General features: G+C 60.8%; 13 protein-coding genes and 2 pseudogenes. 11 read left to right on the top strand and 4 right to left on the bottom strand.

Annotated elements, in window-relative coordinates; genetic code table 11:
- Positions 1 to 135: 135 nt before the first annotated feature.
- The 3 genes from aat to trxB all read right to left on the bottom strand — a co-directional run bounded on the left by aat (position 136) and on the right by trxB (position 3,468).
- Entirely contained in the window at positions 136 to 891 is a 756-nt protein-coding gene (gene aat, locus F579_RS0102250; RefSeq protein ID WP_019024471.1) for a leucyl/phenylalanyl-tRNA--protein transferase, read from the bottom strand.
- A gap of 240 nt (positions 892 to 1,131) precedes the next feature.
- Positions 1,132 to 2,352 (bottom strand): GNAT family N-acetyltransferase, encoded by a 1,221-nt coding sequence (locus F579_RS0102255; RefSeq protein WP_019024470.1) that lies wholly within the window; start codon positions 2,350 to 2,352, stop codon positions 1,132 to 1,134.
- A 3-nt stretch (positions 2,353 to 2,355) separates the two neighbouring features.
- On the bottom strand, positions 2,356 to 3,468 hold the full coding sequence (trxB, locus tag F579_RS0102260; RefSeq protein WP_019024469.1) for a thioredoxin-disulfide reductase: 1,113 nt from the start codon (positions 3,466 to 3,468) through the stop codon (positions 2,356 to 2,358).
- A gap of 451 nt (positions 3,469 to 3,919) precedes the next feature.
- On the opposite strand from trxB, the gene F579_RS0102265 reads away from it, so the two are divergent.
- The 4 genes from F579_RS0102265 to F579_RS15395 all read left to right on the top strand — a co-directional run bounded on the left by F579_RS0102265 (position 3,920) and on the right by F579_RS15395 (position 10,531).
- Entirely contained in the window at positions 3,920 to 6,814 is a 2,895-nt protein-coding gene (locus F579_RS0102265) for a ribonucleoside-diphosphate reductase subunit alpha (RefSeq protein ID WP_019024468.1), read from the top strand.
- Positions 6,815 to 6,923: 109 nt separating this feature from the next.
- Positions 6,924 to 8,162, top strand: coding sequence for a ribonucleotide-diphosphate reductase subunit beta (locus F579_RS0102270; RefSeq protein WP_019024467.1), 1,239 nt, complete (start codon positions 6,924 to 6,926; stop codon positions 8,160 to 8,162).
- 322 nt (positions 8,163 to 8,484) lie between these two features.
- Complete coding sequence (locus tag F579_RS15275; RefSeq protein WP_155984978.1) at positions 8,485 to 8,961, top strand: hypothetical protein; 477 nt, start codon at positions 8,485 to 8,487, stop codon at positions 8,959 to 8,961.
- A gap of 247 nt (positions 8,962 to 9,208) precedes the next feature.
- A complete protein-coding gene (locus F579_RS15395) occupies positions 9,209 to 10,531 on the top strand; it encodes a hypothetical protein (RefSeq protein ID WP_231365780.1) in 1,323 nt (440 codons plus the stop codon).
- A 244-nt stretch (positions 10,532 to 10,775) separates the two neighbouring features.
- On the opposite strand, the gene F579_RS0102280 is transcribed toward F579_RS15395, so the two are convergent.
- On the bottom strand, positions 10,776 to 11,312 hold the full coding sequence (locus tag F579_RS0102280) for a hypothetical protein (RefSeq protein ID WP_019024465.1): 537 nt from the start codon (positions 11,310 to 11,312) through the stop codon (positions 10,776 to 10,778).
- Between the two features lie 195 nt (positions 11,313 to 11,507).
- On the opposite strand from F579_RS0102280, the pseudogene F579_RS0102285 reads away from it, so the two are divergent.
- From F579_RS0102285 to F579_RS15340, 7 genes and pseudogenes are all read left to right on the top strand, one after another.
- Positions 11,508 to 11,795: pseudogene (locus F579_RS0102285) on the top strand (hypothetical protein); the annotation flags it as partial.
- Positions 11,796 to 12,176: 381 nt separating this feature from the next.
- Positions 12,177 to 12,668, top strand: coding sequence for a hypothetical protein (locus F579_RS0102290; RefSeq protein WP_019024463.1), 492 nt, complete (start codon positions 12,177 to 12,179; stop codon positions 12,666 to 12,668).
- A 196-nt stretch (positions 12,669 to 12,864) separates the two neighbouring features.
- Positions 12,865 to 13,602 (top strand): transposase, encoded by a 738-nt coding sequence (locus F579_RS0102295; protein WP_019024462.1) that lies wholly within the window; start codon positions 12,865 to 12,867, stop codon positions 13,600 to 13,602.
- A gap of 96 nt (positions 13,603 to 13,698) precedes the next feature.
- Positions 13,699 to 13,851: pseudogene (locus F579_RS14830) on the top strand (DUF2442 domain-containing protein); the annotation flags it as partial.
- 7 nt (positions 13,852 to 13,858) lie between these two features.
- Positions 13,859 to 14,134 (top strand): BrnA antitoxin family protein, encoded by a 276-nt coding sequence (locus F579_RS0102300; RefSeq protein WP_019024461.1) that lies wholly within the window; start codon positions 13,859 to 13,861, stop codon positions 14,132 to 14,134.
- Between the two features lie 93 nt (positions 14,135 to 14,227).
- Positions 14,228 to 14,878: a hypothetical protein gene (locus tag F579_RS0102305; protein ID WP_019024460.1), complete on the top strand. Its 651-nt coding sequence runs from the start codon at positions 14,228 to 14,230 to the stop codon at positions 14,876 to 14,878.
- A 76-nt stretch (positions 14,879 to 14,954) separates the two neighbouring features.
- Positions 14,955 to 15,116, top strand: coding sequence for an acetyltransferase (locus tag F579_RS15340; protein ID WP_231365783.1), 162 nt, complete (start codon positions 14,955 to 14,957; stop codon positions 15,114 to 15,116).
- The last annotated feature ends 3 nt before the right edge of the window (positions 15,117 to 15,119 follow it).

Here is a 15,119-nt window from a genome sequence, read left to right on the forward strand (position 1 = left end):
CTGTGGGTTCGGGTCTGTGGGAGCGGGCTTGCCCGCGAAGCCCCCGCCCGCGTCGAACTTTGGCAAGTTCCATTCGCGGGCAAGCCCGCTCCCACAAGCAAGCACCTGCCACAAGGAGCACTCCCACCGCTTGTGCTACGGGGCGGTGTTCCAGTCAGGGTCGAGTGGGCTCAGGCCGGGATCGACCCGCCAGGGCCCGGGTGCTTCGGGCGCGTGCGCGATTTCGCGGATGCGTGCGATGAACTCGCGCCGGGGGAGGGTGATCGCGCCGAGGTTGCGCAGGTGCTCGGTCTCCATCTGCACATCCACCAGGGGCCAGTCCCAGGCGACCAGGTGGCGGCACAGCCAGGCCAGCGCGATCTTGGAGGCATCGCGCTCGCGCGAGAACATCGACTCGCCGCAGAACAGCCGACCCACGGCCACGCCGTAGAGCCCGCCGATCAGGCGCGGACCGTCCCAGACCTCCACCGAATGCGCGTGCCCCGTGCGGTGCATGGCGATGTAGGCCTGCTGCATGCTTGCGGTAATCCAGGTGCCCTCGGCGTACTCGCGCGGCCCGGCGCAGGCCTGGATCACGGCCTCGAACGCGCGGTCGAAGCTGACGGTGTAGCCGCGATTGCGGATCGCCTTTTTCAGACTGCGGTGCAGCCTGAAATGGCCCGGTTCCAGCACCGCGCGCGGGTCCGGGCTCCACCACAGGATCGGCTGCCCGGCCTCGAACCAGGGAAACACGCCGGAACGATAGGCGTTCAGCAGCCGCGGCACGGAGAGATCGCCACCCGCCGCGAGCAGGCCGTTCGGGTCGCGCAGGGCATGCCCCGGGTCCGGGAACGGCGCCTCCGGGTGCTCCGGGTCCAGCCACGGCAGCGTGATCTGCGGGCCGCCGGTCATGGGGTGGCGCTCCATCGGCCAGAGGGCTGGCCTCCTACCGGCTGGGTCCGGCGTGCGGGGTGTTGTAGGAGCGCAGCCCTCTGCGCGATCGGGCGCGGGGATAGCCCCCATCGGCCAGAGGGCTGGCCTCCTACCGGTTGGGTCCGGCGTGTGGGGTGATGTAGGAGCGCAGCCCCCTGCGCGATCGGGCGTGTGGATAGCCCCCATCGGCCAGGTGGCTGGCCTCCTACAATGGGTGGTTCAGGGGCGGTCATCGTCGGGTTCGACGTGGCGGTAGGGCGAGTGTTCGTGCAGGCGTTTGCACTGGGTGCGCATCAGCTGGGCCTCGCGTTCGCAGAAGTCGCGCACGGGCTGGTCGAAGCCCTCGGTCAGGATCATGTGGGCGGAGTAGGTGGGCGTGGGCAGGAAGCCGCGCGGGATCTTGTGCTCGCCCTGGGCGCCGGGCTCGAAGCGAGCCAGGCCTTCGCGGATGCAGAACTCGATGCCCTGGTAGTAGCAGGTCTCGAAGTGCAGATCGGCCAGATCCTCGGTGCAGCCCCAGAAGCGCCCGTACAGGGTGTCGTGGCTGCGGTAGCAAAGGGCCGCGGCGATGGTCTCGTCGTCCCCCGCCTCGCCTGGGCGCCTTGCCTCGAACAGCACCACCTGGTCGCCCAGCGCCGCGGCCGTCTCCACAAAAAAGGCCTCCGACAGCGTCGGGATGCCCATGTGCTTCTCGAAGGTGTCGACGTAGAAGCGGTGAAAGCGCGCCCAGTCCTCGGGCGATCCGGTGGCTCCCGTCAGTGTGCGGAACTCGATGCCGGCCTCGTTGACGCGACGGCGTTCGCGCTTGATGTTCTTGCGCTTTTTCGAGCTGAGCGCAGCCAGGAAGTCGTCAAAGCTTTCGTAGTCGGCGTTCGTCCAGTGGTACTGGCAGCCCATGCGTTCGGCCAGCCCCATCTCGCGGGTCACGTCGAGATCATCCGCGTTCGGGAACAGGATATTCACGCCCGAGGCGTTCAGTTCGCGCCCGCGGGTGACCAGGGCGCGCACGAGCAGGGTGCGCAGGTGATCGAAGTCCGGCGCCTCCGGGTGCACCAGCAGGCGCGGGCCAGTGGCCGGGGTGTAGGGCACGGAGACGACCAGCTTGGGGTAGTAGTTGAGCCCGTGGCGGCTCCACGCGCTCTCCCAGGCGAAGTCGAATACGAACTCGCCGTAGTTGTTGGTTTTGGCGTAGGCCGGCGCGGCCGCGACCAGCTCGTCTTCGCGGAAGATCAGCACATGCTGCGGAAACCACCCGAACTGCCGCCCCAGGCAGCCGTGGCGTTCCAGGCCCTCCAGGAAGGCATGGCGCAGGAACGGCTCGGTGCCGCCGGTCAGGGCGTCCCAGGCGGCCGGGTCCACGTCGGCCAGGCCGTCGCGCAGCTCGATGCGCTCGGCGTGTTCTTCCGGCGGGGTTGCCTGGGTGTCGCCCTCGGCGCTCACGACTCAGCCGTTCTCTTCGAGGTACTTCTCCGCGTCCAGTGCGGCCATGCAGCCGGTGCCGGCGGAGGTAACCGCCTGGCGGTAGACATGGTCCATCACGTCGCCGGCGGCGAACACGCCCGGTACGGAGGTCGCGGTGGCGTTGCCTTCCAGGCCGCTTTGAACCTTGATGTAGCCACCCTCCATATCCAGCTGGCCTTGGAAGATGTCGGTGTTCGGCTTGTGGCCGATCGCGATGAACACGCCCATCAGCTCGACGTCCTTCGTCTCGCCGCTTTGCGCGTGCTTGATGCGCATGCCGGTCACGCCGGAGTCGTCGCCGAGGATCTCGTCCAGAGTGTGGTTCCACTCGATGGTGACGTTGCCGTTCTTCTCCTTCTCGAACAGCTTGTCCTGCAGGATCTTCTCCGCGCGCAGCGCATCCCGGCGGTGCACCAGCACGACCTCGGAGGCGATGTTGGACAGGTACAGGGCCTCTTCGACCGCGGTGTTGCCGCCGCCGATCACCGCGACCTTCTGGTTGCGGTAGAAGAAGCCGTCGCAGGTCGCGCAGGCGGAAACGCCCTTGCCGGCGAAAGTGGTCTCGGACTCCAGCCCCAGATACTGTGCCGAGGCGCCGGTGCAGATGATCAGCGCGTCGCAGGTGTACTCACCGGAATCGCCGACCAGGCGATAGGGCTTGTCCTTCAGATGTACCGTGTGGATGTGATCAAAGATCACTTCCGTATCAAAGCGTTCTGCATGCTTTTGCATGCGTTGCATAAGCTCTGGGCCCTGAACGCCTTCGTTGTCGCCCGGCCAGTTGTCCACGTCGGTGGTGGTCATCAGCTGGCCGCCTTGCTCCAGGCCCGTGATCACCACCGGGTTCAGGTTGGCGCGCGCGGCGTAGACGGCCGCGGTCCAGCCGGCAGGGCCGGAGCCCAGGATCAGCAGCGGGCAGTGGCGCGGCTGTTTCTCGTCGCCCTTCTTTGTCTTGGGCGCGGTCTCGCCACCACCAGAGAGCGACACGGCACCCGCGGCCGCCTGAACGGCCCCAGTGGCAACGGCGGCCTTGGGCGCGTCCTTCTTCTCGGCCTTCTTGTTCTTCTTGTCGGATGGGTCCTTGGCGTCGCTCATGCGGTACTCCCTGTCGATTCGATGAATACGGCTGGCGCGGCCGGTTTTCCCGGCCGCGCGGAATCAGGTTCGATAAGGCGGGGATTATTGGTACCCGTGGTGGCTTTGTCCAACACCGCCACCGCGCGCGAGGGTCCACCCGGATTCGACCTTGGGAAGACCCATCGACGGATACCGATTCGGTAATCGCGGGCCATAAAACATTTTCATGTTCGAGTTTGCTGATGATTGGCCCGAACGATCACAACAAGGCCGATTTATCCACCAGCGAGCGAATGCGCAAAGAATGGCGGCAGAGTGCCGGATTAGGGTTTTTATCCACAGCTTGCCCACGGGTTGTGCGAGGGGTTATTCGCCTGGGAGACACAAGATATTGTGTCTATGCACTTCCCGATCCCCGATCTATAGTACTTCACGTCCATTACCCATAGTTACGCGTGAGGCCGCCACCATGTACAGCGACACCCAGACCGCCGAAGCCCAAGAGGGCATCCAGTACCCGCCGCAAGCCGAGCCGTCGGCCGAGGTCCTGGCGACCAGCCCGGGCCAGCACCAGGTGATCCGCCGCAACGGCAAGGTCACCGGCTTCGACGCCTCGAAGATCGAGGTTGCGGTCACCAAGGCCTTCCTGGCGGTAGAGGGCGGCAGTGCCGCGGCCAGCCGTCGCATCCACGACATCTCCAAGGAAGTCGCCGGGCAGGTGGTCGACAGCCTGTTCCGCCGCGCCGGCACCCAGGGCATGACGGTGCACATCGAGGACATCCAGGACCAGGTGGAACTGGCCCTGATGCGTGGTGGCCACCACAAGGTCGCGCGGGCCTATGTGATCTACCGCGAACAGCAGGCGCAAAAGCGCGCCGCCGAGGCCGCGGAGCAGGGCGTGGACGAGCAGGAGATTGCTCCGGCCGTGAACGTGACCCGCGCCGACGGCACCCAGGCCCCGCTGGACGAGGCACGCCTGCAGGCGGTGGTGGACGAGGCCTGCGCCGGCATCGAGCAGGTCGACGGCCAGAAGATCCTGACCGAGGCGCGCCGCAACCTGTTCGACGGTGTGGCCGAGAAGGACGTCTCCACCGCGCTGGTGATGGCCGCCCGTGTGATGATCGAGCAGGAGCCGAACTACTCGCAGGTCACCGCGCGGCTGCTGATGGACGCGCTGCGCCGCGAGGCCCTGAGCTTCGTGCACGGCCGCCCGGAAGAGGCCACCCAGGCCCAGCTGGCCGAGCGCTACGCCGAGTACTTCGGCGCCTACATCAAGCGCGCCGCTGACCTGGAGCTGGTCGACAGCGAGCTGACCCGCTACAACCTCGACAAGCTGGGCGCGGCGATCAAGCCCGAGCGCGACCTGCAGTTTACCTACCTCGGCCTGCAGACCCTGTACGACCGCTACTTCATCCATTCTGACGGCACCCGCTTCGAGCTGCCGCAGGCGTTCTTCATGCGCGTGGCGATGGGCCTGGCGATCAACGAGATCGACCGCGAGGCGCGTGCGATCGAGTTCTACAACCTGCTGAGCTCGTTCGACTTCATGAGCTCCACGCCGACGCTGTTCAATTCCGGCACCCTGCGCCCGCAGCTCTCCAGCTGCTACCTGACCAGCGTCCCGGACGACCTGGACGGCATCTACAGCGCCATCCGCGACAACGCGCTGCTGTCCAAGTTTGCCGGCGGGCTCGGCAACGACTGGACCCGCGTGCGCGGCATGGGCGCCCACATCAAGGGCACCAACGGCAAGTCGCAGGGCGTGGTCCCGTTCCTGAAGGTCGCCAACGACACCGCCGTGGCCGTGAACCAGGGCGGCAAGCGCAAGGGTGCGGTGTGCGCCTACCTCGAGACCTGGCACATCGATGTCGAGGAGTTCATCGAGCTGCGCAAGAACACCGGCGACGACCGCCGCCGCACCCACGACATGAACAGCGCCAACTGGATCCCGGACCTGTTCATGAAGCGCGTGGCCGAGGACGGCGACTGGACCCTGTTCTCCCCGAACGAGACCCCGGACCTGCACGACCTGGTCGGCGCCGAGTTCGAGAAGCGCTACTGCGAATACGAAGAGAAGGCCGCGCGCGGCGAACTGCGTGTGCACAAGACCATGAAGGCCGTGGACCTGTGGCGGAAGATGCTCGGCATGCTGTTCGAGACCGGCCATCCGTGGATGACCTTCAAGGACCCGTGCAACCTGCGCAGCCCGCAGCAACACACCGGCGTGGTCCACAGCTCGAACCTGTGCACCGAGATCACCCTGAACACCTCGGACGACGAGATCGCGGTGTGCAACCTGGGCTCGATCAACCTGGCCGCGCATGTGAACGAGGCCGGCGAGCTGGACCAGGACAAGCTCGAGCAGACCGTGAACACCGCCATGCGCATGCTCGACAACGTGATCGACTACAACTACTACTCCGTGCCGCAGGCGCGGCGCTCCAACCTGCGCCACCGCCCGGTGGGGCTGGGGGTCATGGGCTTCCAGGACGCGCTGTACAAGCTGCGCGTGCCGTATGCCTCCGAGGCGGCGGTGGAGTTTGCCGACACCTCCATGGAGGCGGTGTCCTACTACGCCATCAAGGCCTCGACCGATCTGGCCGAGGAACGCGGGCGCTACGAGAGCTTCCCCGGCAGCCTGTGGAGCCAGGGCATCCTGCCGATCGACTCGATCGACAAGCTGGCCGAGACCCGCGGCGACTACCTGCAGATGGACACCACCCAGCGCCTGGAGTGGGACAAGCTGCGCAAGCGGGTGAAGAAGGTCGGCATGCGCAACTCCAACACCATGGCGATCGCGCCGACCGCGACCATCTCCAACATCTGCGGGGTCAGCCAGTCGATCGAGCCGACCTACCAGAACCTGTTCGTCAAATCGAACCTGTCCGGCGAGTTCACCGTGATCAACCCGTACCTGGTGCGCGACCTGAAAGACCGCGAGCTGTGGGACGAGGTGATGGTCAACGACCTCAAGTACTACGACGGCTCCGTGCAGCCGCTGGACCGCGTGCCGGAGGACATCAAGGCCCTGTACGCCACCGCGTTCGAGCTGGACACCCGCTGGCTGGTCGAGGCCGCCTCGCGCCGGCAGAAGTGGATCGACCAGGCGCAGAGCCTGAACCTCTACATGGCCGAGCCCTCCGGGCCCAAGCTGGACGCCCTGTACAAGCTGGCCTGGGTGCGCGGGCTGAAGACGACCTACTACCTGCGCTCCATGGGCGCGACCCACGTGGAAAAGAGCACCGTGGCCGACTCCTCGCGCGCCAACAAGCTGAACGCCGTCTCCGGCGGCCAGCAGGCGGCCGAGCCCGAGGCCCCGAAGGCCTGCTCCATCCTCGACCCGGACTGCGAGGCCTGCCAGTAAGGCGGCCCCGCCCACGGGCACCGAATACGCACCACAGACCGATCACAACGCACTGAACAAAAGGCCCGGCCACCGCGCCGGGCCGCCACCGAAAAGAAGAGGGGACACTATGCTTTCCTGGGACGATCCGATCGCAGCCATCAAAGGCGAAGGCCAGAAAGAACCCGCCGTCCGCCCCGGCATGGGCTTTCAGGAGAACGAAGCCCTGATGAGCACCGCCGGCGCCGCACCCAGCGTGCCGCCGGAGCCGGAAAACGCCGGCCAGCCGCTGGCCGAGCCGAACGAAGACGCCCTGACCGGCACCGGTCTGGAAGACCTGGAGATGGGTGCCGAGCGCATCCGCGTCGATGACAAGAAGATCATCAACTGCCACGCGGACCTCAACCAGCTCGTGCCCTTCAAGTACAAGTGGGCCTGGCAGAAGTACCTGGACGGCTGCGCCAACCACTGGATGCCGCAGGAAATCAACATGAACGCGGACATCGCCCTGTGGAAGGACCCGAATGGTCTGACCGAGGACGAGCGCACCATCGTCAAGCGCAACCTCGGCTTCTTCTCCACCGCCGACTCGCTGGTGGCGAACAACCTGGTGCTGGCCGTGTACCGCCACATCACCAACCCCGAGTGCCGCCAGTACCTGCTGCGTCAGGCTTTCGAGGAGGCGCTGCACACCCACGCCTACCAGTACTGCGTCGAGTCTCTGGGCCTGGACGAGGGCGAGATCTTCAACATGTACCGCGAGGTGCCCTCCGTGGCCACCAAGGCGGAGTGGGCGCTGCCGTTCACCAAGCACCTGGCGGACCCGAACTTCCGCACCGGTACGCCGGAGGCGGACCAGAAGCTGCTGCGCGAGCTGATCGCCTTCTACGTCGTGTTCGAGGGCATCTTCTTCTACGTCGGCTTCGTGCAGATCCTCTCCATGGGCCGGCGCAACAAGATGACCGGTGTGGCCGAACAGTTCCAGTACATCCTGCGCGACGAGTCCATGCACATGAACTTCGGCATCGACGTGATCAACCAGATCAAGCTCGAAAACCCGCACCTGTGGACCGAAGACTTCAAGAACGAGATGCGCACCCTGATCTCGGATGCCGTCGAGCTGGAGGCGCAGTACGCCCGCGACACCATGCCCCGCGGCGTGCTCGGCATGAATGCCCAGATGTTCGAGGAATACCTGCACTTCATCGCCAACCGCCGCTGCGCCCAGATCGGCCTGGCCGAGCTGTACCCGGGGGCCGACAACCCGTTCCCGTGGATGAGCGAGGTGCTCGATCTGAAGAAGGAGAAAAACTTCTTTGAGACGCGGGTTACGGAGTATCAGACGGGTGGGGCGTTGAGCTGGGATTGAGGCTGGGAAGCCGAGCCCTAACGAAGCGGAGCCAGGGAAATGGCCTTGCAGGAACAGAAGAGGGCGCCGGGAGACGGCGCCCTTTCTGTTTGTTCGCTTTGGATATGAGGGGGAAACCATGAACTCGCCCCCCCCCCCCCCCCCCCCCTCTGGCCCGGAGTTGGCTAGAACTCAAAACAGTTGGATCGACCACTGAGGCACGTCATGGAGGGTGACACGCAGGGAGAGTGGATGGCGCTGGAAGGGTCCTGATGTCGGGACCACCGCAGATGAATGGAAGAGGTCGCACGTGGGTTTCGTTTGTGAAATGGATTGACTAAAGATGAACATCTATCGGTTTTTGCACGTTTCTCCGATTCCGGAAGGTATTCGCCTGCGTCTGCGACGATATTTTATGGATCGGGAGCTATACCGGGAGCGTTTTCGCGTCATGAAGGCAGGCGGAAACGTGGATGATATCTGGGAGGATGGTACCTGGCGGTTTGAGTATCAGCTACTTGAAGAAGACGAAGCTAGTTTTCATTCACAACAGCTCTTGAGGCGCGCTCGAGTCCTGCGAATTCCACCACCCCCGATATTTGAGGGTGATGTTTTGTCCGAGGACTATGAGCGGAGTGGATTGGATGGACGCCGCTATTATTTGTCGCTCTTAGGGGAGCAGAAGGTTCGATCGGCGATCCGTGAAGAAGAAAAATATCGGTCGGAACGTTGGGCAAGGCGTATTCCTTATATTACTGCAATTAGTGGGCTCGTTGGAATGTTCACTGGTCTTGTTGCGGTCTTGGTCAATTGGGCGTAAACCCACCGAAATAACGGATTGCGCCAAAAGAGACCCCTCGATTGCGAGAGCGCATGAGGTCGATTGTCTCGGGTTAAAAGGGAGGGACTGGGATCGCTCCGGACATGGCGCGAGTCAAGAAAACACCGGCCTAGGTTTTGGCGACGGGAGGCGGGTCATGCGCGGGCTACCGCTTGTATGTGTGAGGTCCGGTCCCTGTTGGGGTCAAAATCTCGGGATCCGAGTGTCGTGGGGAACAGGTGCTGTAATGACTTTCGAAACATTACAAGATACGTTTATTTCTTATGGTAGGCTTCTCGAGGCAGACACTTTAGGTTCGTTTGATTTTTTTACCTGTATCATTTGCCTAGATAGCATTGATTCTGGTTGTTTTGAAAATATGATGGAAGCTCGGAAAAATGAAGATTATCTTTATTTGTCAAAGCTAGTTCCTTTATTGGTTCACGAGTTTACGCATTTTATTGATTCGACTTCTACAGTTTGGGGTATGAATCATCTGCGGAAAATGAATGATGCGTATTGCTCAAATGACGGTAAAGGAGGCTCGGAAAACGACTTCTATAAAGCCAAATTGTTTTTAGATCACGTTAGATCATTGCGCCTACCCAGTTACTACACGTTGGTGGAGGAAAACAACAGATCATCCCGGCCGTGGCAGTCGAATATAACAATGGGTAAGCAGTTCGACTTAGATGGTAAAGTATCGGAAGTTCCCATTCTGTTTTCGCGCTTTACAAATCATCGGGGAGAATTGTTGGCCAGATCCCCCGTTTCGACGGTATCACTTCTTGAAGCTTCAGCAATGTCGGTGGAGATGGTCGCTCGCTTGGGGTTGATAAATGAACTGGGCGATGATGCGCGAATAGTAGAGCAGGCGAGGTTTGAAAAAGAGGCACTTGATTATATCTATAATAAAAACATAACAGAGTATTCGGTTTGTGTGCACATAGTAGCGAATCAGCTTCAATGTAAAGATCTATTTGTCGCTTTCGGTATTTGCTCGACAATTAGCCGTTTAGTGTTGAACTTCCCCAAGGCGTTAATTCCCAGAATACTAGAAGTCGCGAAACTACACGATATTCTTGGTGTTCCCGGCTCGCATGAGCTCGCGGGTCGGGCGAAGGTTGGAGTGGAGAGCCATGACCTTGGTATTTTATACTATTTGATCTGTTGCGCTCTTCCCAAAGACTCCGCGGATACGAAGGAGAAGTTTATCTCGGGCTTGGAAATCGCGCTGAGTGAACTTGGCGTCTCCGTGGCGCTGCTTATCGAGGAAGCAACGCGGGAGGTTGAGCAAATAAATGAAGAGCTACAAGTGAGCGGGCTGGATGTCATAAAGGTGTTGTCGCAAGCAGGAATTTATAATTTTCGGGAAATTCCATTTTTTGATGCGGGCTTGGATCTTTCAAACCTAGCACTTCCGTCTGTTTATCTGGGAGATGGTGCCGAGGTGAGAGTGTTTGGTCGGGAGGGGCTCCGTTTGAATGATTTGGGTCTCGACGAGATATTCGGAGAGTTATATGAAGGACAAGAATGGGTGGAAAGATTTTCGGAGGCTTGCATCGCGTAACGAAGGAACAAATGAGCGCGGCGGCAAGAAGGGGACACCCATGATTTCTTGCAGCATGGACTAAGTGCCAAGGGAAGGTTGGAAGAAGAAGATGGCACCCATGGTTTATTGACGGCCCGAGGTGGGCTGTCTACAGGGTTCAGGGGGCGGGGCTCGGAGGGTGCGAGGATGACACTAGCCAGGATGGAGCTCGCCTCGGGAAACGCGAGTTGGCCCCGATGAATGTTCATCGGGGCTTTCTGGCCTAAAACTGATCGGATAGTTCAGCTTTATCCCGATTAAGTTGCCATTCCACGTATTTGGGGGTGCGATAGGCTATAGACGGCATGAGGGTCCCGGTAGGCTGGACAGGACTCCGCTGTGCGCGGATGTGGATACCACTTTCCGACATGTACTCGAGATGGTTGTCGTCGATGCGTCTTGGTTCTCCGTAGAGATTGTTCAAGGCGCGCTTGATAGGGATCCAACTTTCTTGAGTGTAAGCGGCGGTTGCAGAAACCAAGAGACCGTCACTGCTGAAGGAAGTCGCGATCATTGTGAGGTTCTCGATGCCTGCCAGGCCGCCAAGGGGGCTCAATGCAACGTATCCGGGATGATCGGAATATGCCCGATCCGGATTCACGCCCACTTCAGTAAGATTCATGTGAGGGCTCAGGTGCTCGTGTACATCCGAAAAAGTCATCTTACCGACTTCTAGGTTCAGCGGGCCCGTCGCGTGAGTCGTTAATGGAAAAAACAGGGTGAATGCTATCGCTAATCCCTTAAGGGTAGTATGTCTCATCGCCTTTTGGCTCCTTGGTTTTAGGTGGGTTTTAGCTGTGAAAGTCGAGTATGTTAGCCGAAACAGAAGAAGAGGACACCGACGATTGCTTGACGGTCTGATAGGTCAAAGAAGAGGACACCCATGATTTCTTGACGGTCTGATGCGGGCTGTCTAGGTTTGTGGGGGAGTGCATGGACTAGGGAGGGTCCGGAGATGACGCGAGCCAGGAAGGAGCTCGTCTCGGTCGAGACGACGCCGTATTACCACTGTATTTGTCGCTGTGTTCGCCGCGCGTTCCTGTGCGGCGAGGATTCCTATTCGGGCAAGAACTACGAGCACCGGCGCGGCTGGGTGCTGGAGCGCCTGCGCGTGCTGCAGGGCGTGTTCGCGGTGGACGTGTGCGCGTACGCGGTGATGTCGAACCATTATCACCTGGTGGTGCGGCTGGATTCGGATCGGGCGGCGGGATGGAGCGAAGACGAGGTGATGGAGCGCTGGAAATAGCGGGGTCGGACCACGGTAAGCCTCGGAAAGATCCGAGGAAAATGGTCTATAAAGGGTGTAATTCGAGCTTATAGGGGCCATTTTGGCCAGCAAAAAGGGCCTTCTAGGGAGGGAAGCCATAACACGGACGAATCGCTATCACTTGCCGGGCCATGTCTGACATATCACACACCGAAAGAAGGGACACCCATTATTTCTTGACGGTCTTAGGCGGGCTGTCTAGGTTTCAGGGGGAGTGCATGGACCAGGGAGGGTCCGGAGATGACGCGAGCCAGGAGACAAAGAAGAGGACACCCATGATATCGGGTGTGTCTCGTACTAGAGAGACAAATAGATAAGAATTAGGACGTTGGTGCACTGGTATCGCGGGGATTGGTAATGGACTTCTGGCAAACGATTCTCGCCACTTTGATCGGCGGCTCAATCAGTCTTGTGGCTGTGACGTTGACAAATAAACATCAGTGGCGCGTCGAGAGTTCAAGGAAGAGGCTTGAGAAAATCGAGCAAGCCCACGTGCTTACTATTAAGATAGGCGATCTCTACCGAAGGATGTGTGGGGAGCATCTCGCGAGTTTGGTCTTGCGTGAGAGCAAGCCGGTTGATGCGCTTGGTGAAAAAGTGCCGTTTGAAGAACTCAAGATGCTCGTAGACTTCTATGCGCCAGAGTTGTCATGGCGATATGAAGAAGTGCTGCAGGCGACTCAGAAGGATTACGGGAAGATCCATGTTCAGATGATTTCTATTAACAAGTTGAGTGATGAAGAACGTAGTCAGTTGAAGTCATCAATTATGGATCGTCAAAGTGATATAGAAGAGAAGGTTAAGCAATTGCAAGACGGGCTGGTGGATATGGGCCGGAGGTATGTTTAGAAGGGGCGCGCCTGCTGCGAAAGAAGGGGACACCCATGATTTCTTGACGGTCTGAGGCGGGCTGTCTAGGTTAAAATAACGGGGTCGGACCACGGTAACCCTCGGAAAGATCGATGGAAAACGGTTTAGAAAGGGTGTAATTCGAGCTTATCGCGGCCATTTGGGCCAGGAAATGGGCCTTCCAGGGAGGGAAGCCATGCCACGGGCGAATCGCCATCACTTGCCGGGCCATGTCTGGCATATCACCCACCGGTGCCATAAGCAGGAGTTTCTGCTGAAGTTCGCGCGCGACCGCCGGTTGTGGCGCTACTGGTTATATCAAGCGCGGCGACGCTACGGGCTGTGTGCGTTGAATTACATCGTCACGTCCAACCACGTGCACCTGCTGGTGCGTGATGAGGGCCGTGGCGAGATCCCGCGGGCCATGCAGTTGATCGCGGGGCGGGTCGGCCAGGCCTACAACCGGCGCAAGGGCCGGAAGGGCGCGTTCTGGGAGGACCGCTACCACGCCACGGCGGTAGAGACCGGCACCCATCTGGCGCGTTGTCTGGTGTACATCGACCTGAATATGGTGCGGGCGGGGGTGGTGCAGCATCCGCGCGAATGGCAAGCCAGCGGTTATCGAGAGATCCAGGACCCTCCGGATCGGTACCGCGTGATTGACCAGCAAGCGCTACAGGAGTCACTGGAGATCGGTTCATTGCCAGAGCTGAGGCAATGTCATCGAATGTGGGTAGACGATGCGCTAGCGTCGGATCGTGCCAGTCGGGACGATCGTTGGACGACGTGCGTGGCCGTGGGTAGTCGGCCGTATGTGGACGAAGTTCAGAAGGCATTGGGGATACGCTCGCCGGGGCGCGAGGTAGAAGAGTTGGGGGATACGGCGTGCGTTCGTGAGGATGCTGCGGGTTATGCCATGGACGGGCGGTTTTGACCATGAAAATGGCGGATAAGGCATTCATGGACGGGCTCTGGACTGAAAATGCGATTTGAAACAGTCAGGTAGCGAGGTCCGACCCCGATCTTTCGCCTGGAGTGGTACCCACGCCTCGCGCACGCAACGCCCGCGCAGCTGCGTATCTGGGAGATCTCCGCCGGAGGCTACGGAATTCACTGGCCAAAGCTCGACGAAGACCTGAGCACTGAAGGGCTGCTGCGAGGCGCACCTGCGCCTGCTCGGTAGAATACTTATGAGCAACACCAAGACGAGTCCTGAGTTCCAGGACGAGGCGGAAGAACGAGCGTTCTGGGAAAGCCATGATTCCAGCGACGATGTCGATTGGGGCCGAGCCAAGGCCGTCGAGCTCCCGAACCTCAAGCCCTCCACCAAGACGATCTCGCTGCGCTTACCGGAGTCGCTTCTTGACCACATCATGATCGAGGCCAACAAGCGCGATATGCCGTATCAGTCCCTGATCAAGGCGTGGCTCGCGGACGATGTAAAGCAGGCTCGCAAGAAGGGCTAGCGGTTGGGTTGAGGGGCTGAGTTCTGTACGTGGATGGGTAAGCCTGATCGGACTCGGGCCAATAGTAGTGATAAGCGACGCAAGGAGGCGCGCATGGTTTTACTGATTTTGTATATCCCCGCAGTGCTGGTCGCACTGGGAATCCTGTTTATGGCCAGGCGGGCCGCACTGGGGCCTCGGGTGCGGTACGCCCTCGCAACGCTGATTCTGCCCGTTGTCGTGCTCTTTGCAGGCTGGGCTATCGCCGGTGGCGACCCGTCGATGGGGCTGGCGCTGACGGTCTTGTTTCTGGGGTTTGTGGTCGTTCCCGCCGGTTTTGGTCGGATGTTCCTGCGGCGATACCCGTCCGTATCGCCAACGCAGGAGATGAATGTGAACCCGAAGCGGGACCCTTCGGTGACCGACGTGGCGGGGCAGGAGTCTGATGGCGCTGGGCACGAGTCCGATTCGGGGCATGGACACGATGTGGCGCCGAGGCAGGATGACCGGGCGCGGGCGATGCGGCTTGCCTTCATGGTGCATACGCCCGGAGCGATGTTGCTGGGACTCGGCCTGGCAGAACGACTCGGAAACTCGGATCCGATCCTGCCGTGGTTCGAAAACGGCTGGGTGGTCGATGGCATGTTGCTTTTGGGGGTGGTGCTGATCGCGATCTCCACGCGGATAATTCTCGCCACGGTGTTCGGCCCGTCCTCCAAGGCGCGAGATTCGGGGAGCCTGGGCCGCCGGAACCCACGCCTCTGACTCGCTGCGAAAGCAGAAAGACGAGTCATGGGGGGCGAGAAAGCGAAAAGAGGACACCCATGGTTTCTTGGAGCTCGTGCTGGCCGACCCGGACGTGCCGTATGTGATGGGCTGTGTGCGAGTGGGCAACCGGGCCTCCCAGCGCGCGTTTGCCAAGGCGGGTTTTCGCGTGGACCGGGGGTTCGATGACGTGCCGTACGGGCCACACCTGCTGATGCTGCACTGCTGCGCGGGATAGCGC

This window comes from Thioalkalivibrio sp. ALJ21 (assembly GCF_000378605.1).
GTDB lineage: Bacteria > Pseudomonadota > Gammaproteobacteria > Ectothiorhodospirales > Ectothiorhodospiraceae > Thioalkalivibrio.